General features: G+C 40.3%; 27 protein-coding genes. 21 read left to right on the top strand and 6 right to left on the bottom strand.

Annotated features, from left to right (window positions below; genetic code table 11):
- Positions 1 to 12 precede the first annotated feature (12 nt).
- The 4 genes from FK178_RS11540 to panC are packed head-to-tail and all read right to left on the bottom strand — an operon-like array spanning position 13 to position 3,378.
- The gene (locus FK178_RS11540; RefSeq protein WP_146835178.1) at positions 13 to 1,161 is read right to left on the bottom strand and encodes an alpha/beta hydrolase; all 1,149 of its coding nucleotides are present in this window, start codon (positions 1,159 to 1,161) and stop codon (positions 13 to 15) included.
- Between the two features lie 36 nt (positions 1,162 to 1,197).
- Positions 1,198 to 2,163, bottom strand: a complete 966-nt coding sequence (locus FK178_RS11535) for a lysylphosphatidylglycerol synthase transmembrane domain-containing protein (RefSeq protein ID WP_146835175.1) — start codon at positions 2,161 to 2,163, stop codon at positions 1,198 to 1,200.
- 3 nt (positions 2,164 to 2,166) lie between these two features.
- The gene (gene panD / locus FK178_RS11530; RefSeq protein ID WP_146835172.1) at positions 2,167 to 2,517 is read right to left on the bottom strand and encodes an aspartate 1-decarboxylase; all 351 of its coding nucleotides are present in this window, start codon (positions 2,515 to 2,517) and stop codon (positions 2,167 to 2,169) included.
- A gap of 9 nt (positions 2,518 to 2,526) precedes the next feature.
- Positions 2,527 to 3,378 carry a pantoate--beta-alanine ligase gene (panC, locus tag FK178_RS11525; protein ID WP_146835169.1) on the bottom strand — a complete coding sequence of 284 codons (852 nt, stop codon included), beginning with the start codon at positions 3,376 to 3,378 and terminating at the stop codon, positions 2,527 to 2,529.
- Positions 3,379 to 3,480: 102 nt separating this feature from the next.
- On the opposite strand from panC, the gene FK178_RS11520 reads away from it, so the two are divergent.
- The 12 genes from FK178_RS11520 (at position 3,481) to mnhG (ending at position 15,915) form a co-directional block, all read left to right on the top strand.
- On the top strand, positions 3,481 to 4,293 hold the full coding sequence (locus FK178_RS11520; RefSeq protein ID WP_146835166.1) for a glycogen/starch synthase: 813 nt from the start codon (positions 3,481 to 3,483) through the stop codon (positions 4,291 to 4,293).
- A 14-nt stretch (positions 4,294 to 4,307) separates the two neighbouring features.
- Positions 4,308 to 5,858 (top strand): DUF4270 domain-containing protein, encoded by a 1,551-nt coding sequence (locus FK178_RS11515; protein WP_146835163.1) that lies wholly within the window; start codon positions 4,308 to 4,310, stop codon positions 5,856 to 5,858.
- A gap of 3 nt (positions 5,859 to 5,861) precedes the next feature.
- On the top strand, positions 5,862 to 7,709 hold the full coding sequence (gene glmS / locus FK178_RS11510) for a glutamine--fructose-6-phosphate transaminase (isomerizing) (RefSeq protein WP_146835159.1): 1,848 nt from the start codon (positions 5,862 to 5,864) through the stop codon (positions 7,707 to 7,709).
- Positions 7,710 to 7,991: 282 nt separating this feature from the next.
- Positions 7,992 to 9,503 carry a F0F1 ATP synthase subunit beta gene (gene atpD / locus FK178_RS11505; protein ID WP_146835156.1) on the top strand — a complete coding sequence of 504 codons (1,512 nt, stop codon included), beginning with the start codon at positions 7,992 to 7,994 and terminating at the stop codon, positions 9,501 to 9,503.
- A gap of 88 nt (positions 9,504 to 9,591) precedes the next feature.
- Positions 9,592 to 9,879 carry a FoF1 ATP synthase subunit delta/epsilon gene (locus tag FK178_RS11500; RefSeq protein ID WP_146835153.1) on the top strand — a complete coding sequence of 96 codons (288 nt, stop codon included), beginning with the start codon at positions 9,592 to 9,594 and terminating at the stop codon, positions 9,877 to 9,879.
- 287 nt (positions 9,880 to 10,166) lie between these two features.
- Positions 10,167 to 12,470 carry a putative monovalent cation/H+ antiporter subunit A gene (locus tag FK178_RS11495; protein WP_146835150.1) on the top strand — a complete coding sequence of 768 codons (2,304 nt, stop codon included), beginning with the start codon at positions 10,167 to 10,169 and terminating at the stop codon, positions 12,468 to 12,470.
- An 11-nt stretch (positions 12,471 to 12,481) separates the two neighbouring features.
- Positions 12,482 to 12,892 (top strand): Na+/H+ antiporter subunit B, encoded by a 411-nt coding sequence (locus tag FK178_RS11490; protein WP_146835147.1) that lies wholly within the window; start codon positions 12,482 to 12,484, stop codon positions 12,890 to 12,892.
- Positions 12,893 to 12,895: 3 nt separating this feature from the next.
- Complete coding sequence (locus FK178_RS11485; RefSeq protein ID WP_146835144.1) at positions 12,896 to 13,249, top strand: Na+/H+ antiporter subunit C; 354 nt, start codon at positions 12,896 to 12,898, stop codon at positions 13,247 to 13,249.
- The gene (locus FK178_RS11480; protein WP_146835141.1) at positions 13,246 to 14,772 is read left to right on the top strand and encodes a proton-conducting transporter transmembrane domain-containing protein; all 1,527 of its coding nucleotides are present in this window, start codon (positions 13,246 to 13,248) and stop codon (positions 14,770 to 14,772) included. Before FK178_RS11485 ends, FK178_RS11480 begins: the two co-directional genes overlap by 4 nt.
- A complete protein-coding gene (locus tag FK178_RS11475) occupies positions 14,769 to 15,245 on the top strand; it encodes a Na+/H+ antiporter subunit E (protein WP_146835138.1) in 477 nt (158 codons plus the stop codon). The genes FK178_RS11480 and FK178_RS11475 overlap by 4 nt, the downstream gene beginning before the upstream one ends.
- On the top strand, positions 15,242 to 15,514 hold the full coding sequence (locus FK178_RS11470; protein WP_146835135.1) for a cation:proton antiporter: 273 nt from the start codon (positions 15,242 to 15,244) through the stop codon (positions 15,512 to 15,514). The genes FK178_RS11475 and FK178_RS11470 overlap by 4 nt, the downstream gene beginning before the upstream one ends.
- The gene (gene mnhG, locus FK178_RS11465; RefSeq protein WP_146835132.1) at positions 15,511 to 15,915 is read left to right on the top strand and encodes a monovalent cation/H(+) antiporter subunit G; all 405 of its coding nucleotides are present in this window, start codon (positions 15,511 to 15,513) and stop codon (positions 15,913 to 15,915) included. The genes FK178_RS11470 and mnhG overlap by 4 nt, the downstream gene beginning before the upstream one ends.
- Here mnhG and FK178_RS11460 read toward each other — a convergent pair.
- On the bottom strand, positions 15,912 to 16,340 hold the full coding sequence (locus FK178_RS11460) for an MgtC/SapB family protein (RefSeq protein WP_146835129.1): 429 nt from the start codon (positions 16,338 to 16,340) through the stop codon (positions 15,912 to 15,914). The genes mnhG and FK178_RS11460 overlap by 4 nt on opposite strands.
- 34 nt (positions 16,341 to 16,374) lie before the next feature.
- Here FK178_RS11460 and FK178_RS11455 point away from each other — a divergent pair, with 34 nt between their 5' ends.
- From FK178_RS11455 to FK178_RS11415, 9 genes are all read left to right on the top strand, one after another.
- A complete protein-coding gene (locus FK178_RS11455; RefSeq protein WP_146835126.1) occupies positions 16,375 to 17,538 on the top strand; it encodes an aminotransferase class I/II-fold pyridoxal phosphate-dependent enzyme in 1,164 nt (387 codons plus the stop codon).
- Positions 17,539 to 17,573: 35 nt separating this feature from the next.
- Complete coding sequence (locus FK178_RS11450) at positions 17,574 to 17,987, top strand: putative signal transducing protein (RefSeq protein WP_146835123.1); 414 nt, start codon at positions 17,574 to 17,576, stop codon at positions 17,985 to 17,987.
- On the top strand, positions 17,984 to 18,601 hold the full coding sequence (bioD, locus tag FK178_RS11445; RefSeq protein WP_146835120.1) for a dethiobiotin synthase: 618 nt from the start codon (positions 17,984 to 17,986) through the stop codon (positions 18,599 to 18,601). The genes FK178_RS11450 and bioD overlap by 4 nt, the downstream gene beginning before the upstream one ends.
- A 123-nt stretch (positions 18,602 to 18,724) precedes the next feature.
- Positions 18,725 to 20,020, top strand: coding sequence for an adenosylmethionine--8-amino-7-oxononanoate transaminase (gene bioA, locus FK178_RS11440; protein WP_146835117.1), 1,296 nt, complete (start codon positions 18,725 to 18,727; stop codon positions 20,018 to 20,020).
- Between the two features lie 128 nt (positions 20,021 to 20,148).
- Positions 20,149 to 20,739 (top strand): SET domain-containing protein, encoded by a 591-nt coding sequence (locus FK178_RS11435; RefSeq protein WP_146835114.1) that lies wholly within the window; start codon positions 20,149 to 20,151, stop codon positions 20,737 to 20,739.
- Between the two features lie 131 nt (positions 20,740 to 20,870).
- Positions 20,871 to 22,025 (top strand): beta-ketoacyl synthase N-terminal-like domain-containing protein, encoded by a 1,155-nt coding sequence (locus FK178_RS11430; RefSeq protein ID WP_146835111.1) that lies wholly within the window; start codon positions 20,871 to 20,873, stop codon positions 22,023 to 22,025.
- Between the two features lie 95 nt (positions 22,026 to 22,120).
- Positions 22,121 to 23,212 carry a biotin synthase BioB gene (bioB, locus tag FK178_RS11425; protein ID WP_146835108.1) on the top strand — a complete coding sequence of 364 codons (1,092 nt, stop codon included), beginning with the start codon at positions 22,121 to 22,123 and terminating at the stop codon, positions 23,210 to 23,212.
- A gap of 13 nt (positions 23,213 to 23,225) precedes the next feature.
- The gene (locus tag FK178_RS11420) at positions 23,226 to 24,095 is read left to right on the top strand and encodes a cupin-like domain-containing protein (RefSeq protein ID WP_146835105.1); all 870 of its coding nucleotides are present in this window, start codon (positions 23,226 to 23,228) and stop codon (positions 24,093 to 24,095) included.
- Positions 24,095 to 24,973: a cupin-like domain-containing protein gene (locus FK178_RS11415; RefSeq protein WP_146835102.1), complete on the top strand. Its 879-nt coding sequence runs from the start codon at positions 24,095 to 24,097 to the stop codon at positions 24,971 to 24,973. The genes FK178_RS11420 and FK178_RS11415 overlap by 1 nt, the downstream gene beginning before the upstream one ends.
- Here FK178_RS11415 and FK178_RS11410 read toward each other — a convergent pair.
- Positions 24,963 to 25,463 (bottom strand): regulatory protein RecX, encoded by a 501-nt coding sequence (locus FK178_RS11410; protein ID WP_394345086.1) that lies wholly within the window; start codon positions 25,461 to 25,463, stop codon positions 24,963 to 24,965. The two genes, FK178_RS11415 and FK178_RS11410, sit on opposite strands and share 11 nt — an antisense overlap.
- Positions 25,464 to 25,482: the final 19 nt, after the last annotated feature.

The raw sequence follows: 25,482 nt of genomic DNA, 5'->3' as shown, positions 1-25,482 counted from the left end.
CAGTTTATATAATTAGTATCCGAAGTCCTGCTTAATACTTTCGGCCTTATCAAGCATGAAATCAATAGTTATAAAACCAATTGGCTCCTGCCCATAAGCTTTCTGATAACTCTTCATGGCTCTTTTTGGATTTCCGGTTTCCTCTTCATACCTCGCCTCAAAAAAAGTGGCCAACATGGTTTTTGGATAATGTTTGGCTGCGAGTTTTGAAAGTTTATTTATTTCTTCCCAATTTCGGGTTTTTTCCATCGCATTATAAACCGCCATAAAATCGTTGATACGTATTTGTTTATCAACGCCAAACAGGGATTTGATATTGGCATATTTTTCTACCAGGTAATCATGACCGGAAACAGATGTTTGCAGCAACGTACGGTTGTAATCCTGAATGGATATAGGCCTGTATGCCTGAAACATTTGCTCAATAGCCCTGGGAATCGCATTTCCCACTAAAGTGTAATGGGTGCCTTCATTAAAATTATCAAATGTATAATGCAGGTTTTTATTGTCGATACTTTTGATCTTTGCATCAAAACTAAGAATTTGCTCCTTAAGGGAAGAAATATCCTCTGATGCGGTTGCGAGATAAAACCAGGTAGGATTGGTGGACCTTGTAAGCGAACTGGTAATTCTATCTGCCATTTCCGGAGCAAGATCGGGACTAAGGTTAATATACCCCTGAAACAGCGGCTTTTCTTTTAAAAGGTAGTAGTTGATGAAATTTGCAGTATAATCATGTCCCACAATAGCCCGGAAGGGAGCCGTTCTATAGGTGTCATCAATATATTTCATCAATTCCATTCCCAGAAATTCAAAAAATGCAGCTCCTTTTCCCGTAGGTAAAAAAGTTTGTTCATCATAAGCAGCATCATTATCTCTGGAGGTTAATTGATTAACGCCAACTACAATAAGTTCTGGGATATCCTCCCAGTACGAGTAATAATCTACATTTCCGGCTACAGGTTCAAAAAGATAATCTGCATCCAAAACAATTAAAACCGGATAGGTTTTCTCTTTATTTTGTTCATAATTGCGCGGCAGCTGTATCTTTAGCTCCCGGCTTTCTCCCAGTTTGGAAGACTTAAGGGTTTGGTAAATTGTTTGGGCAGAGGTAATGTATGGAGCTGCCAAAACAACTAAGAAAAGTAATTTTTTTATCATAGGTTAAGTTTTAAAATGGTGAACACAAGATAGTTATTATTTCTTACCGTTGAAAACGGGAAGAAAAAGAAAGGATAATCCGCCTATCACAATCACCAAAAGAGTTTGGGTCCCCCAGGTGATCCATCCAAATGCTTCGCCTCCTTGCTTGCTTATATTAAAAAGTAATAAACTGGCTCCAATGGCAATTGGGTAAACTCCTATCCCGCCATTGGTGGCCGAAATTGCGAAAGAACCCACAACAAAAGCTACCATAACCACGCCAAAAGACATACCTGCCGTTTCCGGAACCGTAAAAATGAGGATGTAGAACATGAGGATATACATTATCCAAATGAAGAAGGTGTGAAAGATGAAAGCCCCTTTGTTTTTCATTTTTAAAATACTTCTCATCCCTTCCAAAAGGCCTTTGGCAAACTTCCTGATCTTTACAAAAAAGCCATGTTTTGACCTTTTTATTTGCTTCAGGATCACTATCCCAATGGCCAGCAATCCAAATAATATTGCTACGGTAAGCAATGGATTGATTTCATTTTCTTCAAAATAGGTAACCAAATATTCTGTTTGGAGCAGAAAGGCAAACCCAATTACAAGCAACAGCATGAGGAAATCGGCGATTCTTTCAGAAATGATGGTTCCAAAGGCTTTTTCGAAAGGAATATCTTCATAGCTGGAAATTGTTACCGCCCTTAGCACTTCACCGGAGCGGGGAATTCCAAAATTGGCAAGGTATCCAACCATAACTGCCATAAAACTGTTTAAAAATCTGGGTTTGTATCCCATGGGAGCCAGCAGGAATTTCCAGCGATATGCGCGGGAAAGATGCGCCAGTAAACCAAATAACAGGGAGAGAAAGATCCACCCGGGATTCGCGGCGGCAATATTTTCCATTAACTGTTCCCTTTCCAACGGGGTAGCACTTTTCAGGGAGTACCAAATTAAAAAAACTCCCAGCAAAAGTGGGAGTATGACCTTAAGGGCTTGTTTTGTTGATCTTTTCAAGAATTAATTGAGGAGATTATTTTCTTCATTGGGAAATACCAGGGAAGGTTTAAAGGCTTTGGCTTCTTCTATATCCATAATAGCATAGGTGATAAGGATCAACACATCTCCCTTTGCCACCCTTCTTGCAGCAGCACCGTTCAGGGTAATCTCTCCCGAATTTCTTGGGCCGGGTATGGCATAGGTTTCAAGTCTTTCCCCATTATTATTATTAACAATCTGCACCTTTTCGCCTTCAATTATATTTGCGGCATCCATAAGATCTTCATCTATGGTTATGCTGCCAATATAATTAAGATCGGCTCCTGTACATTTAACCCTGTGAATTTTGGATTTTACAACGTGAATCTGCATACTTTAAATTTAATAATTTAAGGCTATATTGTCAATGAGCCTAACTTCTCCCGCAAAAGCGGCAATAAATGCCCGGTAATGAGCATTTTCTTCTTTAGTTTCTATTGTTTTAAGGGTGTCTATATTTGCTATCTCAAAGTATTCCAGTTTTAGAACCGGGTGTCCTTCAAATTGATCCTTAACCCAGACGTTTATAGATTTTGCACTTTCTGTGCCAAATTTTACCTGCACCTGTAATAACGTATTATAGATAAAAGACGCTTCCTCGCGAACTTCGCTGCTAAGTCGTTCATTTCTTGAACTCCTTGCAAGGCCATTTACTTCCCGGTCTATAGGACAACCAATAATCTCTATTGGAAGCGAGTGTTTTTGGGTCAGTTTTTTAATTATCTGCAATTGCTGGTAATCTTTTTCTCCAAAGAAAGCTTTGTCCGGCTTTACTATTTCAAATAATTTTTTCACTACGGTACCAACCCCATTAAAATGCCCGGCGCGAAATTTCCCTTCCATTTCGTGTTCAAGGCCGTCAAATAGAAAATGTTCGGCCTCGATCTTTTCCCCATATAATTCCTGGGCGTTGGGGGCAAAAACAAGTATATTTAGATTTAGTTCTTCAAGGAGGGAGACATCATTCTCCAGGGTACGAGGGTAATCACGCAGGTCGTTGGGATTATCAAACTGGGTAGGGTTAATGAAAATGCTCACCACCACAACATCACAAAGGCTTGCAGCCTGTTTTACAAGAGAAAGATGGCCTATGTGCAAAGCTCCCATGGTGGGGACAAAGCCTATAGATTTTTTTTCCTGTTTTAACCCTGAAATTGCACCCTGCAGTGCGGCTTTCTCTCTATAAATCTGCATTTTATTATAAAATTAACAGCGTGCAAACTTAAGATATTACTGGCAAACTGCATAAATTTTTGTAATTTTGCATGTTTTTTATTCGCAAAAGCTAAAATATATATGAAAGATAAGAGGATATTGTACGTATCATCTGAAGTTATTCCTTACCTGCCCGAAACCGATATATCATCTATGTCTTTTGAAGCCGCCAGAATGGTAAACGGCCTGGGGGGACAAATCCGGATCTTTATGCCCCGTTACGGGAACATCAATGAAAGAAGGCACCAGTTACACGAAGTGATACGTCTTTCCGGAATGAATCTGGTAATTGATGACCTGGATATGCCTCTTATAATTAAAGTAGCCTCTATTCCAAAAGAGAGAATGCAGGTTTATTTTATAGATAATGAAGATTATTTTAAAAGAAAAGCTACGTTGACAGATGAGGAGGGGACATTGTTCCCTGACAATGATGAGAGAGCTATCTTCTTTGCAAAAGGGGTTATTGAAACTGTAAAAAAACTTAACTGGGCGCCAGATATTATTCACGTCCATGGATGGTTGTCTTCCCTTTTACCATTATATCTTAGAAACTATTACGGGAAAGAACCTTTATTTGCCACTTCAAGAATAGTTACCTCAATATACAATCAAAGTTTTGACGAGACGTTAAATAAGGATATGTATAAAAAAGTGCTTTTTGACGGGTTGGAGAATTCAGATGTAAAACATTTAAAAACTCCTAATTACGTGAATATAATGAAAACAGCGGTAGACAATTCTGATGCTGTGATCATTGCCGGAGACAACATCCCGGAAGAATTGAATAAATACCTTAAAAAACTGGAAAAGCCGGTTTTAGATTACAAAAGTCCTGAGGATTTTTCATCTGCTTATCAGGAATTTTACAACTCCCAAGTTTTATCACATTAAGAAATTATAACTGAATGATTTTATTGAAAAGATTCCGCTACCTTCCGGCAGTTGCCTTAATGGTTTTAGTGTTTACCGGTTGTGATGATGATTTCAACACTATAGGTGGTGAACTTGTAGGTGGCCAGCTTAATGCCTTTCCAAAATATGAAGCCGGGGTTGTAGCTTATAATAAGAAATTAAGCCCCGTTCAAACCAATAATTTGCCGGTGCAATTACTGGGGGTATATAATGAGCCGGTATATGGCCAGCAACAGGCCAATGTACTTGCACAACTTTCACTTTCGGCCAACAATCCAAGTTTCGGAAATGAACCCAGGTTGGACAGCGTGGTTTTGACATTGCCTTACTTCAGTACAAAACAGGAAAATGATGCCCAGGGAAATGCAGTTTATAAACTGGATTCAATTTATGGAAATTCTCCCTTTAAACTGTCTATAACCCGTTCGGGATATTTTTTGAATGACTTTGATCCTGAAGCCAATTTTGAATCCCGTCAACGTTATTATTCAAATCAGGGCCCATTGTTTGAAAGCAATCTTATTGGTGATCCCATATATGTGAACCAGGCCTTCATCCCATCTCCCAGAGAAGTTGTTTATCTTCAAAGAAATGAAACCGGGGAATTGGATACTACAAGGGTTTCTCCCCGTATGAGAATTAACCTGTCCAAAGAGTTCTTCCAAACGAACATTCTTGACAAAGCGGGTTCTACAGAATTGTCGAATACTAATAATTTCAGAAATTTTTTGAGAGGTCTTTATTTTAAAGCTGAACCGGTAAACGGTGATGGCTCACTAATGACTCTCAACTTCAATGATTCTGCTGCGGGGATCGTGCTGTATTTTACAAATATTGAAGAAGAAGATGGAGAGGAAGTTGAAACACCTGGTACATTCAGGATCAATTTTGGAAACAATAATGTAAATACTTTTACTATGCCGTTTCCTGCTTCAATAACCCAGGAAATTGCTGCTTCAAGTGATGCCCCCGGAGCTGCTAATTTATTTTTAAGAGGCGGTGAAGGCAGCATGGCTGTAATAGAGTTATTTGAGGATGAAGCAGAATTGGCCGAATTAAGGTCTAAAAACTGGCTGGTAAATGAAGCAAATCTAACATTTTATGTGAACCAGGAACGGGTGCCCGGAGGAGTAGCTGAACCTTCAAGAGTGCTGCTATATAATCTTGCAACCAATCAATTACTTGCAGATTACGGGGCCGATCCAAGTGCTGCATCTGAAAATCCAAATCTTGCAGTGAGAAGTCATTCTCCATTGCTGGTGAGAGATGAGGATGGAAATGGAATTTTTTATAAAGTAAGAATAACAGAACATGTACGACGTATCCTGAATCAGGATACCGAAAATGTGAAATTGGGCCTTGTGGTTACACAAAATATAAAGGTAATAAATTATGCTGCCCTACGGCAGCCTGTAGATGGGATTGACAGAGTGCCAACTGCCTCGGTTATATCGCCAAAAGGAACTGTACTGCATGGAAACTTGTCTCCCAATGCAGACAAAAGATTGAAATTTAATATTTTTTATACAGAGACGAACAATTAAGATATGTGCGGAATAGTAGGTTACATTGGTAAAAGGGAAGCATATCCCATAGTTTTAAAAGGTCTCCAGCGATTGGAGTACCGTGGGTACGATAGTGCCGGTATTGCATTGTATGATGGAGAAAACCTTAACCTTTGCAAAACCAAAGGAAAGGTGGCCGACCTTAAAAAGAAGTTTGATGAAACAACTTCTACAAAAGGGAATGTAGGTATAGGCCATACGCGTTGGGCAACCCATGGGGTGCCAAATGATGTGAATTCACACCCGCATTATTCAAATTCGGGAAATCTTGCAATAATTCACAACGGGATCATTGAGAATTACGCCACACTTAAAAAAGAATTACAAAAAAGGGGATACAACTTTTTGTCTGATACAGATACAGAAGTCCTTGTAAATCTTATTGAAGATGTAATGATCAATGAGAAGGTGAAGCTGGGAAAAGCAGTTCAAATAGCCCTGAACCAAACAGTTGGGGCTTATGCTATCACGGTTTTTGATAAGAGAAAGCCTAATGAACTTGTAGTTGCAAGACTGGGAAGCCCTCTTGCAATAGGAATTGGAGAAGATGAGTTCTTCATTGCATCTGATGCTTCGCCGTTTATAGAATTTACAAGCAATGCGATCTACCTGGAAGATGGTGAGATGGCAGTGGTGCGTTTAGGAAAAGCGATCAAAGTAAGAAAGATCCAGGATGATTCCCTGGTAGATCCTTATGTTCAGGAATTAAAACTAAACCTGGAGCAAATTGAAAAAGGTGGTTATGACCATTTCATGATGAAGGAGATCTATGAGCAGCCAAGCGCTATCATGGATACTTACAGGGGAAGAATGCTTCCAAATGAAGGAATTATAAGAATGGCCGGTGTAGATGATAATATCGAGCGCCTGGCCAATGCCAAGAGAATTATAGTTGTTGCCTGCGGAACCTCCTGGCATGCCGGTTTGGTTTCAGAGTATATATTTGAAGATCTTGCGAGAATACCTGTTGAGGTTGAATACGCATCCGAATTCAGATACAGAAATCCTGTAATCTATGAAAATGACGTGGTGATAGCCATTTCTCAAAGTGGGGAAACGGCCGATACTATGGCTGCAATAAAACTTGCCAAGGAAAAAGGTGCATTTGTATTTGGAGTATGTAATGTGGTGGGGTCCTCGATCTCCCGTGAAACACATGCCGGTGCTTATACGCACGCTGGCCCTGAAATTGGGGTAGCTTCTACCAAAGCTTTTACAACCCAAATTACAGTTCTTACGCTTATAGCTTTAAAACTGGCCAAGTATAAAGGAACTATTTCAGATTCTGAATTCAGGTTCCATTTACAGGAACTTGAAAGGATCCCTGCAAAGATCTCCCAGGTATTGGAGAAGAATGAGCAGGTTAAAGAGATTGCCTTCACTTATAAAGATGCTCCAAACTGTCTTTATTTAGGAAGAGGATATAATTTCCCTGTAGCGCTGGAAGGTGCCCTTAAATTAAAGGAAATTTCCTATATACATGCGGAAGGTTATCCTGCTGCTGAAATGAAGCATGGGCCTATTGCCCTTATTGATGAGCAAATGCCGGTGGTGGTAATTGCTACCAATAAAGGTCATTATGACAAGGTGGTGAGCAATATTCAGGAAATAAAATCCAGAAGCGGAAAGATCATTGGAATAGTAACCGAAGGGGATGAAGCGGTTAAGGAGCTGGCAGATTATGTTATTGAAGTTCCAGAAACAATCGAGTCATTAACTCCGTTATTAACCACAATTCCATTGCAATTACTGTCTTATCACATAGCGGTTATGCTTGGTAAAAATGTAGATCAGCCAAGAAACCTGGCAAAATCTGTAACGGTGGAATAAATCCCCGGTGATGGAAATATTTTAAAAGTCCTTTTGGCATACGCTAAAAGGACTTTTTTTATGGAGGAGATTTTAGAGCATCATATTGAACCATGGGCACTATTTGAATTGGGGTAAAAAAACTTTTTTATTTTAAAAAAGTTGTAGGGCTGCCTGTATAATTTTATAAAGAAAAAACTATCTTTGCACCCGGAAAATGACTTGTGGTAGATTCTTATTATTAAGGGGATTATCATAACAAGTTTGTAGAAATTTCAATATTAAACATTAAAGAATTAGATAATGTCTAAAATCACAGGTAAAGTTGCACAAATTATTGGCCCTGTAGTTGACGTGGTTTTCAACAATGAAAACGCCGGATTGCCAAAAATTTACGATTCCTTGGAAATAACCCGTAAGGATGGTTCTCTTTTGGTTCTTGAAGTTCAATCCCACATTGGTGAAAATACGGTAAGAACCGTTTCTATGGATTCTACTGATGGATTGAGCAGAGGGGTTGAAGTAGTTGCTACCGGTGCACCTATCCAAATGCCAATTGGAAAAGATGTATATGGCCGTTTGTTCAACGTGATTGGTGACGCCATAGACGGAATGGAAAACCTTCCAAAGGCTGGTGATAATGGTTTGCCAATTCACCGCGAGGCTCCAAAATTCGAAGACCTTTCAGTTTCTACTGAAGTTTTATTCACCGGTATAAAGGTAATTGACTTGATCGAGCCTTATGCAAAAGGTGGTAAAATTGGTCTGTTTGGTGGTGCCGGGGTTGGTAAAACCGTACTTATCCAGGAATTGATCAACAACATTGCAAAAGGACATGGTGGACTTTCGGTATTTGCCGGTGTTGGTGAAAGAACCCGTGAAGGAAATGACCTTTTAAGGGAGATGTTGGAATCTGGAATTATAAAATATGGAGATGACTTCATGCATTCTATGGAAGAAGGCGGATGGGATCTTTCCAAAGTTGATAAAACTGCTCTTAAGGAATCAAAAGCGACTTTCGTTTTTGGTCAAATGAATGAGCCACCGGGAGCACGTGCGCGTGTTGCATTATCCGGTCTTACTATAGCTGAATACTTCCGTGACGGGGCAGGTGAAGGACAGGGAAAAGACGTTCTTTTCTTCGTAGATAACATCTTCCGTTTCACTCAGGCAGGTTCTGAGGTATCGGCACTTCTTGGACGTATGCCTTCTGCGGTAGGTTACCAGCCAACTCTTGCAACAGAGATGGGTGCGATGCAGGAACGTATTACTTCTACAAAAAATGGATCTATTACTTCTGTACAGGCGGTTTACGTACCTGCAGATGATTTAACAGATCCGGCACCTGCAACAACTTTTGCCCACCTGGATGCTACCACTGTACTTTCACGTAAGATTGCCGAGCTGGGTATTTATCCTGCGGTAGATCCTCTGGATTCTACTTCGCGTATTCTTACCGCTGAAATTCTTGGGCCAGACCATTACAACTGTGCACAACGGGTAAAAGAGTTATTGCAACGTTATAAAGAACTTCAGGATATCATCGCTATTCTTGGTATGGAAGAACTTTCTGAAGAAGATAAGCTTGCAGTTTCACGCGCACGTCGTGTGCAACGTTTCCTTTCTCAGCCCTTCCACGTAGCAGAACAGTTTACAGGTCTAAAAGGAGTTTTGGTTGATATTAAAGAAACCATCAAAGGATTTAACATGATCATGGATGGAGAGTTAGATCACCTTCCGGAAGCTGCATTCAACCTTAAAGGAAGCATCGAAGAAGCGATCGAAGCCGGAGAAAAAATGTTGGCAGAATCATAAATAGTATTGAGAATTGAGTAGTTAGTTTTGAGAATACTCTCCCTAACTGCTCAATACTCAAATCTCAATACTCAATACTAAAAAGAATATGTACTTAGAAATTGTAACTCCTGAAGCTGTTGTTTTTGGTGCCGAAGTTGAAGCTGTTAAAGTTCCCGGCGTAGACGGAGAATTTCAAATGCTTAACAATCACGCTCCTATTGTTTCTCTTTTAACTGAAGGAGAAGTGAAAATAAACCTCGCAGTCGGCGGACAAGGGAATGTAAAGAAACTTCCGGTAGAATTTCGCCAGGAAGGATCAAATGTTCTTTTCTATCCAATAAAAGGAGGAGTTCTTGAAATGAAGGATAATAAAGCCATTATTTTGGCAGATTAGATTTATAAATTATTTGAATATAAAACCTGTTGCGAAAGCGACAGGTTTTTTTATTGGGGAGGTATTTTCCTTAGATGGAATTATGGATATACGGCTCCAAAAGAGTTAAATATTATATATGTAATAATTACATTTTTAAGATAGTTAATAAAAAATAAATAAAAATCGATTGCAATTTCTCTAAACCTCATAATAGTGAGGTTCTTAGGGTATTTTACTGTTTTTCCAAGCCTGCTTCTTAAATAATAACTGTTATATTTGCGTATAATCGATTACGCAGCCGCCATATGCTCACAGCAATACTCCTGGGATTTATTTTTTCTGTGTTTTTGGTTTTCACCGGAAAGATCTTTCGGGGAAAACCGGCAATTTTGGCTGCCATAATACCATTATCTCTCTTCGTTTATTTCTCTTCATTTATAAACCGTGTTGCTTCCGGAGAGGTAATACACGAATCTTTTGAATGGGTACCTTCTTTTGGAGTGAACTTAGGATTTACCCTGGACGGGCTTTCCCTTTTATTTGCGCTTATGATCACCGGGATAGGATTCCTGGTATTTGTATATACCTCCTCCTATTTAAAAGGTCATGAATACCTTGACAGGTTTTATGGCTATTTATCTATGTTTATGGCCGCGATGCTTGGCCTTGTAATGTCTGATAATTTAATTTCCCTGTTCATTTTCTGGGAATTGACCAGTATTAGTTCCTTCTTTCTTATTGGCTTCAACAATTCAAACGCAGCCTCAAGAAGGTCTGCTATTACTGCTTTGGCAATAACCGGTCTTGGTGGGTTATCCCTTCTTGCAGGCGCATTAATTCTGGGTTCTGTGGGAAGCACTTACAGTATTGCAGAGTTAATAAGTTCCCGGGATGAGATCGTGGCCAACCCTAATTACGTGCTTATAGCTATTTTCTTTTTCGGCGCCGCTTTTACAAAGTCGGCACAGTTCCCATTTCATTTCTGGTTGCCGGGGGCTATGAAGGCGCCTACCCCTGTTTCCACTTATCTCCATTCGGCCACCATGGTAAAAGCCGGAGTATATCTTTTAATGAGATTTACACCTGTTTTGGGAAGTACAGAGTTTTGGAATTCTACTTTGATAATTGTGGGGGCAATAACAATGGTCTATGCTGCAGTGCATACACTTTTTCGCCGGGACCTTAAAGGTATCCTGGCCTATTCCACTATTTCTGCATTAGGAATACTTGTTTTTCTCATTGGGCAGGGCACAGAGGGAACTTTACTGGCTGCCGCGCTTTTCATCGCCGTTCATGCCCTGTATAAAGCCACGCTTTTCCTCGTAACGGGAATTATAGATCACCAAACTTATTCCAGGGATGTAACAATACTCAGAGGCTTGAGAAAGGTTATGTTACCTGTTGCCATTGCCGGATTTCTTGCTGCCATTTCCAGTGCGGGAATTCCTCCTACGCTGGGATTTCTGGGAAAAGAACTAACCTATGAATCTACAATTGCAGTTATAGGCATACCCCTGTTATGGATCATACTCATTGTAGTCACAAAAATATTATTACTATATGCCGGATTTGTTGCAGGTATTACCCCATTTATGGGTGCATTACCTGAGAAATTCAGCGAAACTAAAATGCCTTCCTTTCTGTTATGGGTTCCACCATTATTATTAGCTGTAGGGGGTCTTGTGTTCGGAATATTTCCGGGACTCATTGAGCCTGTCATTAAACCTGTTGTAACTGCAATGGGAGAAAATGCCGGCGATGCACACTTACAGTTATGGCATGGGTTCAACACTGTACTTTGGTTAAGTATCATTACCATAATTACGGGAACTGTGCTGTTTTTTGTTTTAAAACCTTCAGAAAGACTTGGATTAAAGGCGGAAAGAGTGGAATTTTTATCCCCCCAATCCATTATGGAAAGGTTATGGAGAATGTTCTACCTTACTTCCTCGGGTTGGACCAACTTCTTTCAGAATGGCTATCTGCGCAATTATATTTCCACTATCATGGTATTTATGATAGGTTTGACAGGATACAGCCTTTATAACACTGCAACCTTTTCCCTGGATCTTTCCACACTTAGTTTAATAACCGGATATGAAATGGCAATTGTGGGAATGATGTTTTTTGCGGTTTTATATACTGTTTTTACCAAATCAAGGCTTGCCGCCGTAGCCTCAATGGGCGTTGTGGGGCTGGCAATATGTTTGCTCTTTGTATTTTACAGCGCACCAGATCTTGCAATGACGCAGTTTTCTATAGATACCTTGACAGTGATCCTTTTTGTTTTGGTACTATACAGGCTGCCAAGATATTTGCAGCTTTCAGATTATAAAACCCGTATCAAGGACGGGGTATTGGCCCTTTCCTTTGGAAGTATTATTACCATTTTGATACTTGAGGTTTTGGCTACTCCGGTTGATTCGGAAATAAGCCGTTATTATGCAGATAATTCCTATGTTCTTGCACATGGGAAGAATGTGGTGAACGTGATCCTCGTTGATTTTAGAGGGTCTGATACTTTTATGGAGATATCTGTATTAGCAATAGCCGCAATTGGGGTTTTTGCATTATTAAAACTCCGCTTAAAAGAAACCGATCAACGCTAAAAATTAGAAGTATGAAAACTATAATTTTAAAGACAGCATCTTCCTACCTGTTACCGGTATTGTTGCTATTTTCGGTTTTTATCCTGCTAAGGGGGCATTACTTGCCCGGGGGAGGTTTTGTGGGCGGTTTAATAGCTTCTATAGCATTTGTGCTGCACGCTTTTTCGAATGGATTGTCCAATACCAAGACCCTTTTAAAATTCCATCCCGGATTTTTAATGCCTCTGGGACTCGGGCTGGCATTTATTAGTGGGATGGCCCCTTTATTATTTGACCTGCCATTTATGACCGGATTGTGGTATCCAGATTCTTTTCCTGTTTTGGGGTCAATAGGATCAGCACTATTCTTTGATATTGGAGTATATCTGGTGGTAATAGGAGTAACCCTCACAATAATTTTTACAATTGCAGATACAATCTAGTTTATGGAAATAGTATTGGCTATAATGATTGGGGTTTTATATGCAGCGGGAATTTATATGATCCTGCGGCGAAGCCTTGTAAAGCTAATTCTGGGAATTATTATCCTGGGAAATGGCGCCAATCTTTTAATATTTCTCCTGGGCAGGATCACAAAGGGTAGTCCGCCCATAATTCCGGGAGACCTTAAAGTATTTGCAGAAGCTTATGCCGACCCTATCCCGCAGGCCCTTATTTTAACTGCCATTGTAATAAGTTTTGGACTACAATCTTTCGCGATTGTCCTAATAAAAAGGGCCTATAAGGTGGTGAAAACAGATGATTTAGATGAAATGAACGCAATAGACCAAGATTCATGACACAACAGTTAGTTATATATCCGCTATTGTTTCAGTTGTTTTTAAGTATTATCCTGATGTTCTCCTGGAAAAAGATCAGCTGGCAACGGGTAATAAGTATTGGCGGGGGAATTGTAAATATTGCGCTTTCCATTTGGCTGTTTTCTTATATATGGAAGGAAGGCCCTCAAACCATACAGGCAGGTAACTGGGCTGCACCTTTTGGAATTACTTTTATTGCAGATTCGCTGGCAGCAACGCTGGTATTATTAACGGCAATCTCCGGGTTGGCAGTTTCAGCATTTTCAGCATCTTCTATTGTTGCTGCAAGATTAAAATTTGGCTATTTTCCCATATTTCATTTCCTTTTATTGGGTCTTAACGGAGCATTTCTTACGGGAGATATTTTCAACCTGTATGTTTGGTTTGAAATAATAATAATAAGTTCATTTGTTTTGATCACACTTGGAGGAGAAAAAGCTCAGCTGGAAGGGGCGGTAAAGTATTTTACCATGAATATCCTGGCTTCCATGATATTTCTTACCGCTATTGCGGTACTGTATGGTTTAACCGGTTCTCTAAACATGGCCGATCTTTCCCTTAAAGTGGCAGCTATTGAAAACCGCGGCCTGGTAGAAATAACCGCCATTTTGTTTCTGGTTGCCTTTGGTATTAAAGCGGCAGTCTTTCCACTGTATTTCTGGTTACCGGCATCCTATCACACTCCTCCCTCTGCCGTTTCGGCGATATTTGGGGGCTTGCTTACCAAGGTGGGAGTATATGCCCTCATCAGGGTTTTTACCCTGATCTTTGTGGGAGATGTGTTCCTGCAGAATACTATTTTGGTAATGGCTGTCTTAACCCTTATTAGTGGAGGTTTGGGAGCTTTGATCCATAATAACCTTAGAAAGGTATTTTCCTATTTGATTATTTGCCACATAGGTTATATGATCGTAGGATTGGGCCTGTTTACGGAAGTTGCGCTTGCAGGAACTATATTTTATCTTATTCATGACATTGTGGTAAAAACCAATTTGTTTATGGTGAGTGGATTGATCTACAGGATAAAAGGGAATAACAACATTAGGTCGCTGGGAGGCTTGTATGCAGAATATCCTAAATTGAGCCTCCTTATTGCCATCCCTTTATTCTCACTTGTGGGAATACCGCCGCTTTCCGGTTTCTGGCCAAAGATCTCTCTTATCACCGCAGCTTTTACTGAAAGGAACTGGTATGTAATTGGTGCTATAATTTTTGCCAGCCTTATCACAATGATAATTATAGCCAAAGTATGGGCCAATGTGGTTTGGAAAGATAAGACAGACTTGCCAAAAAGACTTAACTTTAGGTATTTTGACAAGCTGAATACTATAAGAAAAACCCAATTGGTTGCACCTATAATTTTCCTGTCTTTGATTTCTTTGTATATAGGATTTGGTGCAGAACATGTTCAATTATTATCCTCCCGGGTTGCAGGTGAGCTTATGGACAATCAGCAATATATCGAAGCGGTATTTAAGAAAGGCCTAATTTTAGAACCATGAAAAACAGGTTTGTTTCCAACATATTATTAACCTTTATATGGGTGGCTTTAACGGGCACATTTACGCTGGCCAATTACCTGTTTGGATTTTTACTGGGATTCTTTGTTTTACGCATGGTTACACTTGGTAAAAGTGAGGCTAAGTATTTTCGTATAGTACCAAAAGTTATCGCCTTTATTTTCTTCTTTTTGTATGAACTAATAAAGGCAAATTTACAGGTGGCTTACGAAGTTATGACCCCGCATTATAATATGACCCCCGGGATCGTGAAAGTTCCCCTTGATGCCGAAACAGATCTTGAGATCACATTTCTGGCTAACCTTATCTCCCTTACCCCGGGTACATTAAGCCTGGACGTGTCTGATGACAAAAAAGTATTGTACGTACATTCCATGTATATTAAAGACAGGGAGAGTTTTATTGCAGGTATTAAGAACGGATTTGAAAAACGCTTACTTGAAATTTTAAGATGACATTACTTGACTTCATATCATATTTCGTTCTCCCGGGATTATCCATTTCGATACTTCTTATCTTTATAAGGTTCTTAAAAGGACCAAAGATGGTTGACAGGGTAATTGCACTGGACCTAATAGTAACTACCGGTATTGGGTTTATAAGCGCTTACAGCATTCTTTATAACCAGCCGGCATTATTGGATGTGGCCCTGATATTGGCGCTTATAGCATTTTTAGGAACGGTTGCCTTTACCTATTACATTCAGCAAAGAAATAAACCATGACAGATATTATTGTAGGCATATTCGCTTTTTTAGGAACCGTCTTCGTTTTTCTTGCAGCAGTGGGAATGATACGAATGCCGGATACCTATCTTCGTATTTCGGTTACTACCAAAGCAGCCACCCTTGGAATTGGTTTATTAATGCTTGCCGGGGCAATTTATTCAAATGACATTGCAATTACGGCAAAAGTCCTGGCGATCATCCTGTTTATCCTTCTTACCGCTCCGGTAAGCGCACATTTAATTGGAAGGACGTCTTATTATTCAGGAGTAAAGCTTTGGAAGGATTCTGTTATGGATGATCTTAAAGGAAAGTATAATGCCTCTACTGAAGTGCTGCACAGCGATATGAAAAATGCTTCGGAAGGCCCTTCGGACAAAAAAGAGCAGGAATCTAATTAATCTTCCGGCTCTTTGTGAAATATCTTCCTTTCAGCAAAACTGAAAATGAGATTCACGAGAACTACCATAAAACAAACCACCAATAATTCTTTAAACATTCCCAGCGCCGCAAGGCAACCCACCCCGGCACTGCACCAAATTGTAGCGGCAGTGGTCAATCCCGCAACTTTACTGCCGCGTTGAAGAATGGTTCCTGCCCCTATAAAACCTATACCTGTCACTATCTGGCCAATTACCCTTGAGGTGTCCACATATGCCTCTCCCCTGAATTCAAGGGAAAGTAGAACAAAGATACAGGCTCCTAAAGAAACAAGGGAGTTGGTTTTAAGGCCGGCACTCTTGTGCCTTATTTCTCTTTCAATGCCAATACCGAAACCCCCTAACAAAGCCAAACCTGCTTTTAAGCTAAAATCCATTAGTTCCATTTCCCGGAATATTTGAAAGTTGTAATTTTACCGAATGCGTAATCCATTAAAATTAGAGAAAAGTCTTGAAATAAGAAAGGGGCAAAATGCTTTAAGGAGCCTTCAGCCCAAAAATAATCTTGTTGACTTTTCATCCAATGATTATTTAGGTTTTGCAGCTTTACCTGAAATTTCGGAAAATACTTTCAGCCTGTTACAAGAATTTAAGCTGAATAAAAACGGCTCCACAGGTTCCAGGTTGCTTTGTGGCAATCACGAACTCTTCACGGAAACCGAAGCATTTTTGGCGCAATTTCATAATTCGCTTGCCGCGCTCATCTTTAATTCAGGCTATGATGCCAATGTGGGCTTCTTTTCCAGCGTGCCGCAAAGAGGGGATATTATATTCTATGATGAGCTGGTGCACGCTTCCATAAGGGATGGGATCTTGATGAGCCATGCGAAGGCACTTAAATTCCCCCATAATAATCTGGAGGTATTAGCAAAAAAAATAAAGAATATCCGGGAGCAAAGGATTGCTTTTAAGGGGGAAATATATATTGTAACCGAATCTGTGTTTTCAATGGATGGGGATCAACCGCCACTGGGGGAATTATCTCTTTTAGCCGAAGAACAGGATTGTTTCCTGCTGGTTGATGAGGCTCATGCGGTGGGAATTTTTGGAAATTCGGGGAGGGGTCTTGTATGCGAACTTGGGTTGGAAGACAAAATTTTCGCCAGAATAATCACCTTTGGAAAGGGCATTGGAAGTCATGGGGCGGCGATCCTGGGAAGCCATGAGTTAAAAGAGTATCTGCTTAATTTTGCACGCAGTTTTATATATACCACGGCACTGCCCCCGCATTCGGTAGCCGGTATTCTTTCCGCATATCGGTATTTAGAAAACTCCCCGGAAGCTGAAAATGCCTCTCGAAATCTTAAAAACAATATTTCCTTCTTCCTTGAGGAGGTTAAGCATTTAAAGCTGGACCCTCTGTTTATTCCCAGTATATCTGCGATACAATGTTGTATAATTCCCGGAAATAATGAAGTAAGAGCTGTGGCCAATAAATTGCAGGAAAATGGATATGATGTTAGGGCAATATTATCACCTACTGTACCTAAAGGAAGTGAGCGCATAAGAATATGTTTGCATAGTTTTAATACGTCTGAAGAAATTAACGGCCTTGTAAAACTAATGGCTACTTTTATAAAATAATAACAGGGGTTTTCAAAACTCAATTCTTTTATTCCATGAGTGAGAAGTTCACCAAAATAGCTGTTTTTCAATATTCTTCGGAAGCCCAGATCATAAAATCCCGGCTTGAAGCAGAAGGGGTTGAAGTCTTTCTGTTTGATCAATTCACCGTAGATACAGATCCTTTGGTTAGCAATGCAATAGGAGGAATAAAATTAAAAGTTTGGGCAGAAGATGAAGACAGGGCGAAAAGTATTCTCCACAGTATAAGTGATTATTCCCTGGATGACCGGGGGCAGGAAATTGAATGCCCTATTTGTGGGAGTCCTAAGGTTGAATTGCTAACAACTGTAAGGGATTTTAAATCCTTATTCGCATTTCTGTTTTCATTCCTCACTGTTTCGTTACCCATTCATACTAAACACCAATACAGGTGCGAAACCTGTAAACAAATATTTGATCTGGAATGAGAAATGAATTTTTTATAACGGGAATAGGTACCGATGTAGGTAAAACTATTGCTGCCGCCATTGTTACCGAAGCCCTTGAAGCCGATTACTGGAAACCGGTACAGGCCGGCGACCTTGATAATTCAGATACGCATAGGGTAAAAAAATTGGTCTCCAATAAAAAGACCTATTATCACCATAACAGTTTTTCACTTACACGGGCAATGAGCCCGCATGCAGCGGCAAAAATTGATGGGATCAGGATGAGTACCAAAGAGATCATAAGGCCGCAAACAGATAACGACCTGGTGGTTGAAGGTGCCGGGGGCTTGCTGGTACCAATCAATGATAAGGAGACAATTATTGATTTAATTAAACCCGGGGATAAGGTGATCCTGGTTTCCCGGCATTACCTGGGAAGCATTAATCACACCCTTCTTAGCCTGGAGGTTTTAAAAAACCGTGGAATTTCCTGCTTCGGAATTATTTTTAACGGCGAAGTAAATGAAGCCAGTGAAGAATTGATCCTTAAGCTCTCTGAAGTCCCAGTTTTGGGAAGGATCAACCCCGAACCTTATTTTGACCGGAATGTTATTAAAGAGTATGCCGAAGAATTTCGGGAAAAACTTTTGTAAATCCCATTTTTTGAAGCCATTCCTCCCGCTGAAAACCTTCCGCAGAAATAAAGGTTTAACTGAAATTCCGGATTAAAAACTGCAGTTTATAAAATACAATACGCACAGCAAAAGAATAAAGAATTGGACATACATAAGGATCATCTTTCGAAAAATCTTTCTCAACGGGATCAAAAACACCTGTGGCACCCGCTAACCCAACATAAATTATCGCCTCAAATGCTTGCCATTGTAAAAGCAAAAGGGGCAATACTTTATGACGATGCGGGTAAGGAATATATTGATGGGATCGCTTCCTGGTATACCGCTATGTACGGGCATTGTAACCCCTATATTACTGAAAAGGTTTCCCGGCAAATGCAGGAGCTTGACCAGGTAGTCTTCAGCGGATTCACCCACGAACCGGCCATCAGGCTATCTGAGGTGTTGATGGAGATCCTGCCCGGGAATCAGGAAAAAATATTCTTCAGTGATAATGGTTCCACCGCTACAGAAATAGGGATAAAAATGGCCCTGCAATACCATCATAATCTTGGCAGTGGCCGCAATGTGATGCTGGCATTTGAAGAAGGTTTTCACGGGGATACCTTTGGGGCAATGTCTGTTTCCGGCCTATCTGTTTACAACGGGGCATTTGAGGAGCATTTTATAAAAGTGATTCGCATCCCCGTGCCAAATGGTAATAACAACCTTAAAGTCCTGCAGCAACTGGAAAATTTAATATCCCAATATAAAATTGCAGGTTTTATTTATGAACCCCTGGTGCAGGGGGCGGCCGCTATGAAAATGCATGATGCTGCAGGCCTTAATGAGATCCTGAAAATGTGCAGGGAGAATGAGATAATTTGCGTGGCAGATGAGGTGATGACAGGGTTTGGGAAGACCGGGAAAAATTTTGCTTCAGAATTTATGGAAGTACAGCCCGATATTATTTGTCTCTCAAAGGCGCTAACCGCCGGGTTGCTGCCTATGGCAATTACATCCTGTAGCCAGAAAATATATGATGCATTTTATTCAGATGAGATATCCAAAGGCTTGTTCCACGGTCATACCTATTCTGCCAATCCTCTCGCCTGTACTGCAGCCATTGCAGGAATTGAATTATTGGCTTCTGAAGATATTCAAAAAAATATCCAGGACGTAATTAATTCGCACAGGGATTTTGGAAATAAAATAGTGACACACCCCCGGGTTAAGAATCTACGGCAACTTGGAGTGATCCTTGCTTTTGACCTCGATATTAAAATGGAACGGTACGGCAACCTGCGCAACAGGTTATTTACACATTTTATGGATGCCGGGGTTTTTCTGCGCCCTTTGGGAAATACCATTTACATATTGGCCCCGTTTACTGTTAATCCTTCCGAGTTAAATAAAATATATGAAAGTATTGAAACAGCGCTGGAGCTGTTTCAATAAATTCATTCAATTTTTACCTCCCGTAAAAAAGTAAAATTTTCAGAAAAAATTATTTCTGCGTTATAGTTTCTTTAATTCAAACGGTTTGGATTTTATTCTATATTAGATAGGTTTAACACACTTATACTATGATGCATCCATTTACCGAAATTCAGTTCATTAGCGACGAAATTGGCCACGGGGTAGTTGCCACACGCTTCATACCCAAAGGCACAATCACCTGGGTCCAGGATGAACTAGACCAAATATACACTCCACAACAGGTTGCGAAAATGCAGAAGCTTTCGCAGGAAATGATAGATAAGTATTCCTTTAGGAACAATAAAGGCAATTTTGTGTTGTGCTGGGATATCTCCAAATATGTAAACCATAGTTTCAGGTCAAATTGTTTCTCGACCGCATATGATTTTGAGATTGCCGTAAGGGATATTTATCCCGGGGAAGAGCTTACAGATGATTACGGATATTTAAATGTTACCGAAGCCTTTAAGCCGAAGGATGAAGGTACTTCCCGATCAATAGTTTACCCAGATGACCTCCTGCATTTTCATAAGGAATGGGATGCGCAGCTGGAAGATACTTTCCGGTTCATTCGGGAGGTAAATCAGCCATTGATGTCTTTGGTGCCAGGCCCGGTACAGCAAAAGCTGAATTTGATCCTTGATGGAAGGGAACAACCGGAATCCTTGTTAAGCCTGTATTATGATGACACAAAATGATCCCTCCGTTATTTTATTTTCCCCAATCAATGTTTGTTCGGTATTAAACCAAATAGCACATTTTGTAATTTTATGAATAAAAATTAAGCAGAAGATCTTACAGGCCTTACTTTTGTTCAAATTTTTAAATTTTGAGATCCCCTGTTTTTATAAAATCCATTGCCACCATTTCTTCCCTGGGAAATAATCCCGGTGAGATTTGGAATAATTATAAGTCTTCCGGTCATTTTATTTCAAGCCATGATTTTGGAGGAGAAAATTCTCCTGCAGCCTTTCTTTCTATGGCTCTTAAAAAAGAAATAGAACAGCTAAAGTTGTTAAATACAAAGTTTAAAAAATTGGATGATTCGGTTCTTTTTGCCCTGTATGTTTCGGGAATTGCAACAGCAAAAGCGGGTTGGAACAGAGGAAAAAGTATTGGAATTAATATAGGGAGTTCCCGGGGAGCAACCTCCCTTTTTGAAAAACACCATTCTTCATTCCTCAAAAATGGCACTGCCGATATTTCCACTTCCCCCACCACAACTCTGGGAAATATTTCTTCCTGGGTTTCTTATGACCTTAAAAGCAATGGGGCAGATATTTCACACAGTGTAACCTGTTCCACCGGGCTTCATGCCATCCTGAATGCTTGTGCCTGGCTTGGGGCTGGAATGGAAGATCATTTTCTTGCGGGAGGCAGTGAAGCAGCACTCACTCCTTTTACAATTGCCCAAATGAAGGCTTTAAGGATATATGGCCGGGAAGGCCAGGATTATCCCTGCCGATCTCTGGATATGCAAAAGAAAGAAAATTCAATGGTGCTGGGAGAAGGCGCAGGAGTTGTATGTCTTGAGAAAAATCCTGAAAACTCCATCGGCCGTATCGCCGGAATTGGATATGCTACAGAGAAGGTAAAACATTCGGTTTCCATATCTGCATCTGCAACCTGTCTAAACAAGTCTATGCGAATGGCTATAGGCAATATGCCCCTGGCCGATATTGATGCTATTGTTATGCACGCACCTGGAACTGTGAAAGGAGATCTTGCCGAATTGAAAGCTGTTCAGGATATTTTTGGAGAGAATATGCCGGCTCTTACCTCCAATAAATGGAAGGTAGGTCATACCTTTGGGACTTCCGGTATTCTAAGCCTGGAACTTGCGGTTTTAATGCTGGAACATCAGGAATTTATTGAGGTGCCTTTTTCTAACATTAGCCGGCCCCCTGAAAAACTCCGCAATATTCTTATAAATGCTGTGGGCTTTGGAGGAAATGCGGTTTCAATACTGGTAAACAATTCCTAAATTTTAATATAAACCGGGATAATCCCCCAATCTTTTAAATACAATCATTAAGAAAAGCTCCGTTTTAGCTATTTTTGAAACCTAATCATTTTTTCATGACTATTAAACACAACTGGACCCGCGAAGAAATTCTTGAAATTTACAACAAGCCGTTCATGGAGTTGCTATATGATGCCGCAACCGTACATCGTATACATCATGACCCTAATACAGTACAGGTATCCACTTTATTATCTATAAAAACAGGAGGTTGTCCTGAAGATTGTGGGTATTGCCCACAGGCAGCCCGCTATCATACCAATATTGAGGGAAATGACCTTATGAGTGTAAACCAGGTTAAAGCTCAGGCATTACGCGCAAAAGCCTCGGGCAGTTCCAGGGTTTGTATGGGTGCGGCCTGGAGAAATGTAAAGGACGGGCAGGAGTTTGACCAGGTTCTGGAAATGGTGCGTACCATTAATAAACTGGAAATGGAAGTGTGCTGTACGCTGGGAATGATTACTGAGAATCAGGCGCAACGACTCGCAGAAGCCGGATTGTACGCTTATAACCACAACCTTGATTCATCTGAAGAATACTATAAAGAAGTAATTTCAACCCGTGGATATCAGGACAGGCTGGATACCATTGGAAATGTAAGAAAAACCAACGTTACTGTATGTAGCGGCGGTATTATAGGAATGGGAGAAAAGATAGAGGACCGTGCAGGAATGCTTGTGGCTTTATCTACTCTGGATCCGCAACCGGAATCTGTACCTATCAATGCCCTTGTTCCTGTAGAAGGCACTCCACTGGAAGAGCAGCAACCTGTATCTATTTGGGAGATGGTAAGAATGGTTGCTACCACGAGAATTGTAATGCCGGAGACGCAGGTGAGACTTTCAGCCGGGAGAACTCAAATGAGCCGTGAAGGCCAGGCAATGTGCTTTTTTGCCGGAGCCAATTCAATTTTTGCCGGTGACAAATTATTGACTACGCCAAATCCTGATGTAAATGAAGATATGGAAATGTTCAGGGAATTGGGGCTTAATCCGCAAAAAGCTTTTGAGAAAAAAGCGCAACCTGAAAGCGTAGAGGCCCAGGATTCTAAATTTCAAAATCTTGGTGAAAAACCTAAATGGTCAAGACCCGGGCATACTATCCAGAAAAACCTGGAAGCACAGGAAAAAGGCAGAAGCCGCACATAATTAAATCTGGAAAATGAAGCTGGATCTTCAGGACATACCAAGGGTTAAGGGGATTTCAAAGGAAAGTTTTCTAAAGGATTATTTTCGCCCCCAACTTCCGGTTGTGTTTGAGGATCTTAGCGCCGACTGGCCGGCCACTCAAAAATGGAATTTTGAATACTTCAGGGAAAAGGCCGGTGACATTGTAGTTCCGCTTTATGACGGGAAGCCTGCCAAAGGGCATCAAAAAAGCCACGGTCCCGCTATGAAGATCAAAATGCGGGATTATATAGATATTCTGAAAAAGGGCCCCACAGATCTAAGGATGTTCTTTTTTAATCTCCTGCAGAATGTACCGGAACTTGTTGAAGATTTCAGGTATCCTGATCTGGGAGTGAAATTTTTCAAAAAACTACCCGTGCTCTTCGTGGGAGGTGAAGGTGGAAAGGTGGTGATGCATTATGACATGGATCTGGCCAATAATTTCCATTTTAATTTTGCAGGGGAAAAAAGGGTGATTCTTTATCCGCCGGAAGAGACAAAATATCTTTATAAGGTGCCATATTCCATAGTAAGCATGGAGATAATAGATATGGATAAGCCAGATTTTGATAAATATCCCGCCCTGGCAATGGCCAAAGGTTATGAAGTGACCCTGAAACATGGGGAAGCGCTATACATTCCAAGCCAGTGGTGGCATTTTATAAAATATGAGTCGCCTTGTTTGTCCCTTACCCTTCGATCTTTACCTACATCTCCTAAAAGGATCCTGGAGGTATTAAACAATCTCCTTGTGGTGAGAAATTATGATAATTTGATGCGCCGGCTAAAGGGGCAGGAGTGGATAGACCATAAAAACCGTATGGCTATAAAGAATACGCATAAAAATGCAGGAATTGACTAATGAAAGAGAAATTGCAACTAAAGGAAATACCACGAATAAAGACTATTTCCAGGAAGGATTTTGTTGAAAAGTATGTAAAGACCCAACAGCCGGTTGTAATAGAGAGGCTTATAGAAGACTGGCCGGCTTATAACAAATGGACTCTGGATTATATCAAAAAAGTTGCCGGGGAAAAGGAGGTGCCGCTTTACGATAACAGGCCTATTTCCTCGAAATATAAATTCAACGAGCCCCATTTACGAATGAAAATGGGGGAATATATAGATCTTTTAAGATCTGAGCCCACAAAATACCGGATTTTCCTCTATCATTTATTAAAGGAAGTCCCTTCACTTCAAAAGGACTTTCAATACCCTAAAATAGGATTGAGGTTTTTAAAACAGCTACCCATGCTGTTCTTTGGGGGTGAAATTTCAAAAGTGTTTATGCATTATGATATTGATTTTGCCAATATCCTGCATTTTCATTTTGAAGGCAAAAAAGAATGTATCCTATTCCCGCCATCACAGAGTAAATACCTCTACAAAGTGCCTCACGCTCTTATTGCACGGGAGGATATCAACTTTAAGGAACCCGATTTTAATAAATTCCCCGCCTTAAAAAAGGCAGAAGGTTTTATTACACATTTAACTCATGGGGAGACCCTTTATATGCCGGAGGGGTATTGGCACCAAATGACTTATTTGACACCGGGGTTTTCTATGAGCCTTCGTGCTATTCCACGATCTGCAGCCAATTTATCCAAGGCGGTGTATAATGTGGCTTTCATGAGATATTTTGACAATTATATGCGCAAATGGAGAGGGCAAAAGTGGATAGATTATAAAAATGCGCAGGCAGTAAAAACTACCCACAAAAGAAATCAAATCAAAATTTAAAATTGTTAATGATCTCAAATATAAGTGAAGATTCATAACCTCTTTGCAAAAGATAATTGGTAAGCTTCCCCCGTTTTTTATAGGGATCTTTTTCTTTTAGCAGGGCGTGTTTCTTTTCTGCAAGTTCATTGAGAGTATTATAGTATTCCTCCTCCTCAATTTCTGAAAGGGCCATTTTAATAAGGGGAGAAGAGATCTCCCTTAATTTTAACTCCTGGGTAATCTTTACCCGGCCCCATTTTTTTATTCTGAATTTTCCCCTTACAAAGCTGCGGGCAAAGCGCTCTTCATTTAAAAAATTCTCCTGCATCAATTGCATAATTATCTGCTCGCAAGCTGCTGGGATCATTCGCATTTCCCTAAGTTTTTCTTCCACCTCTTTATGGGAGCGGTCTCTGTAAGCACAGTACTGCATCAATTTAAGAGTGGCCTCTTTAACGGTATAGGATTTTTGCTCAGGATTGGATTTCATCACACCAAAGATAGACATAAGCCTTAAAATTGGAAAA

The organism is Antarcticibacterium arcticum (genome assembly GCF_007993795.1).
Taxonomy (GTDB): domain Bacteria; phylum Bacteroidota; class Bacteroidia; order Flavobacteriales; family Flavobacteriaceae; genus Gillisia; species Gillisia arctica.
This window is presented reverse-complemented; position numbering and strand designations above follow the sequence as displayed.

What these genes read in the sequence shown, in the direction of transcription:
- FK178_RS11500 (WP_146835153.1), top strand. Translation starts at nt 9,592, where the DNA reads ATGTACTTAGAAATTGTAACTCCTGAAGCTGTTGTTTTTGGTGCCGAA.
- glmS (WP_146835159.1), top strand. Translation starts at nt 5,862, where the DNA reads ATGTGCGGAATAGTAGGTTACATTGGTAAAAGGGAAGCATATCCCATA.
- bioD (WP_146835120.1), top strand. Translation starts at nt 17,984, where the DNA reads ATGAGAAATGAATTTTTTATAACGGGAATAGGTACCGATGTAGGTAAA.
- atpD (WP_146835156.1), top strand. Translation starts at nt 7,992, where the DNA reads ATGTCTAAAATCACAGGTAAAGTTGCACAAATTATTGGCCCTGTAGTT.
- FK178_RS11410 (WP_394345086.1), bottom strand. Translation starts at nt 25,463, where the DNA reads ATGTCTATCTTTGGTGTGATGAAATCCAATCCTGAGCAAAAATCCTAT.
- panC (WP_146835169.1), bottom strand. Translation starts at nt 3,378, where the DNA reads ATGCAGATTTATAGAGAGAAAGCCGCACTGCAGGGTGCAATTTCAGGG.
- bioB (WP_146835108.1), top strand. Translation starts at nt 22,121, where the DNA reads ATGACTATTAAACACAACTGGACCCGCGAAGAAATTCTTGAAATTTAC.
- FK178_RS11495 (WP_146835150.1), top strand. Translation starts at nt 10,167, where the DNA reads ATGCTCACAGCAATACTCCTGGGATTTATTTTTTCTGTGTTTTTGGTT.
- FK178_RS11485 (WP_146835144.1), top strand. Translation starts at nt 12,896, where the DNA reads ATGGAAATAGTATTGGCTATAATGATTGGGGTTTTATATGCAGCGGGA.
- mnhG (WP_146835132.1), top strand. Translation starts at nt 15,511, where the DNA reads ATGACAGATATTATTGTAGGCATATTCGCTTTTTTAGGAACCGTCTTC.
- FK178_RS11415 (WP_146835102.1), top strand. Translation starts at nt 24,095, where the DNA reads ATGAAAGAGAAATTGCAACTAAAGGAAATACCACGAATAAAGACTATT.
- FK178_RS11475 (WP_146835138.1), top strand. Translation starts at nt 14,769, where the DNA reads ATGAAAAACAGGTTTGTTTCCAACATATTATTAACCTTTATATGGGTG.
- FK178_RS11540 (WP_146835178.1), bottom strand. Translation starts at nt 1,161, where the DNA reads ATGATAAAAAAATTACTTTTCTTAGTTGTTTTGGCAGCTCCATACATT.
- FK178_RS11435 (WP_146835114.1), top strand. Translation starts at nt 20,149, where the DNA reads ATGATGCATCCATTTACCGAAATTCAGTTCATTAGCGACGAAATTGGC.
- FK178_RS11470 (WP_146835135.1), top strand. Translation starts at nt 15,242, where the DNA reads ATGACATTACTTGACTTCATATCATATTTCGTTCTCCCGGGATTATCC.
- FK178_RS11515 (WP_146835163.1), top strand. Translation starts at nt 4,308, where the DNA reads ATGATTTTATTGAAAAGATTCCGCTACCTTCCGGCAGTTGCCTTAATG.
- FK178_RS11450 (WP_146835123.1), top strand. Translation starts at nt 17,574, where the DNA reads ATGAGTGAGAAGTTCACCAAAATAGCTGTTTTTCAATATTCTTCGGAA.
- panD (WP_146835172.1), bottom strand. Translation starts at nt 2,517, where the DNA reads ATGCAGATTCACGTTGTAAAATCCAAAATTCACAGGGTTAAATGTACA.
- FK178_RS11490 (WP_146835147.1), top strand. Translation starts at nt 12,482, where the DNA reads ATGAAAACTATAATTTTAAAGACAGCATCTTCCTACCTGTTACCGGTA.
- FK178_RS11420 (WP_146835105.1), top strand. Translation starts at nt 23,226, where the DNA reads ATGAAGCTGGATCTTCAGGACATACCAAGGGTTAAGGGGATTTCAAAG.
- FK178_RS11520 (WP_146835166.1), top strand. Translation starts at nt 3,481, where the DNA reads ATGAAAGATAAGAGGATATTGTACGTATCATCTGAAGTTATTCCTTAC.
- FK178_RS11455 (WP_146835126.1), top strand. Translation starts at nt 16,375, where the DNA reads ATGCGTAATCCATTAAAATTAGAGAAAAGTCTTGAAATAAGAAAGGGG.
- FK178_RS11460 (WP_146835129.1), bottom strand. Translation starts at nt 16,340, where the DNA reads ATGGAACTAATGGATTTTAGCTTAAAAGCAGGTTTGGCTTTGTTAGGG.
- FK178_RS11480 (WP_146835141.1), top strand. Translation starts at nt 13,246, where the DNA reads ATGACACAACAGTTAGTTATATATCCGCTATTGTTTCAGTTGTTTTTA.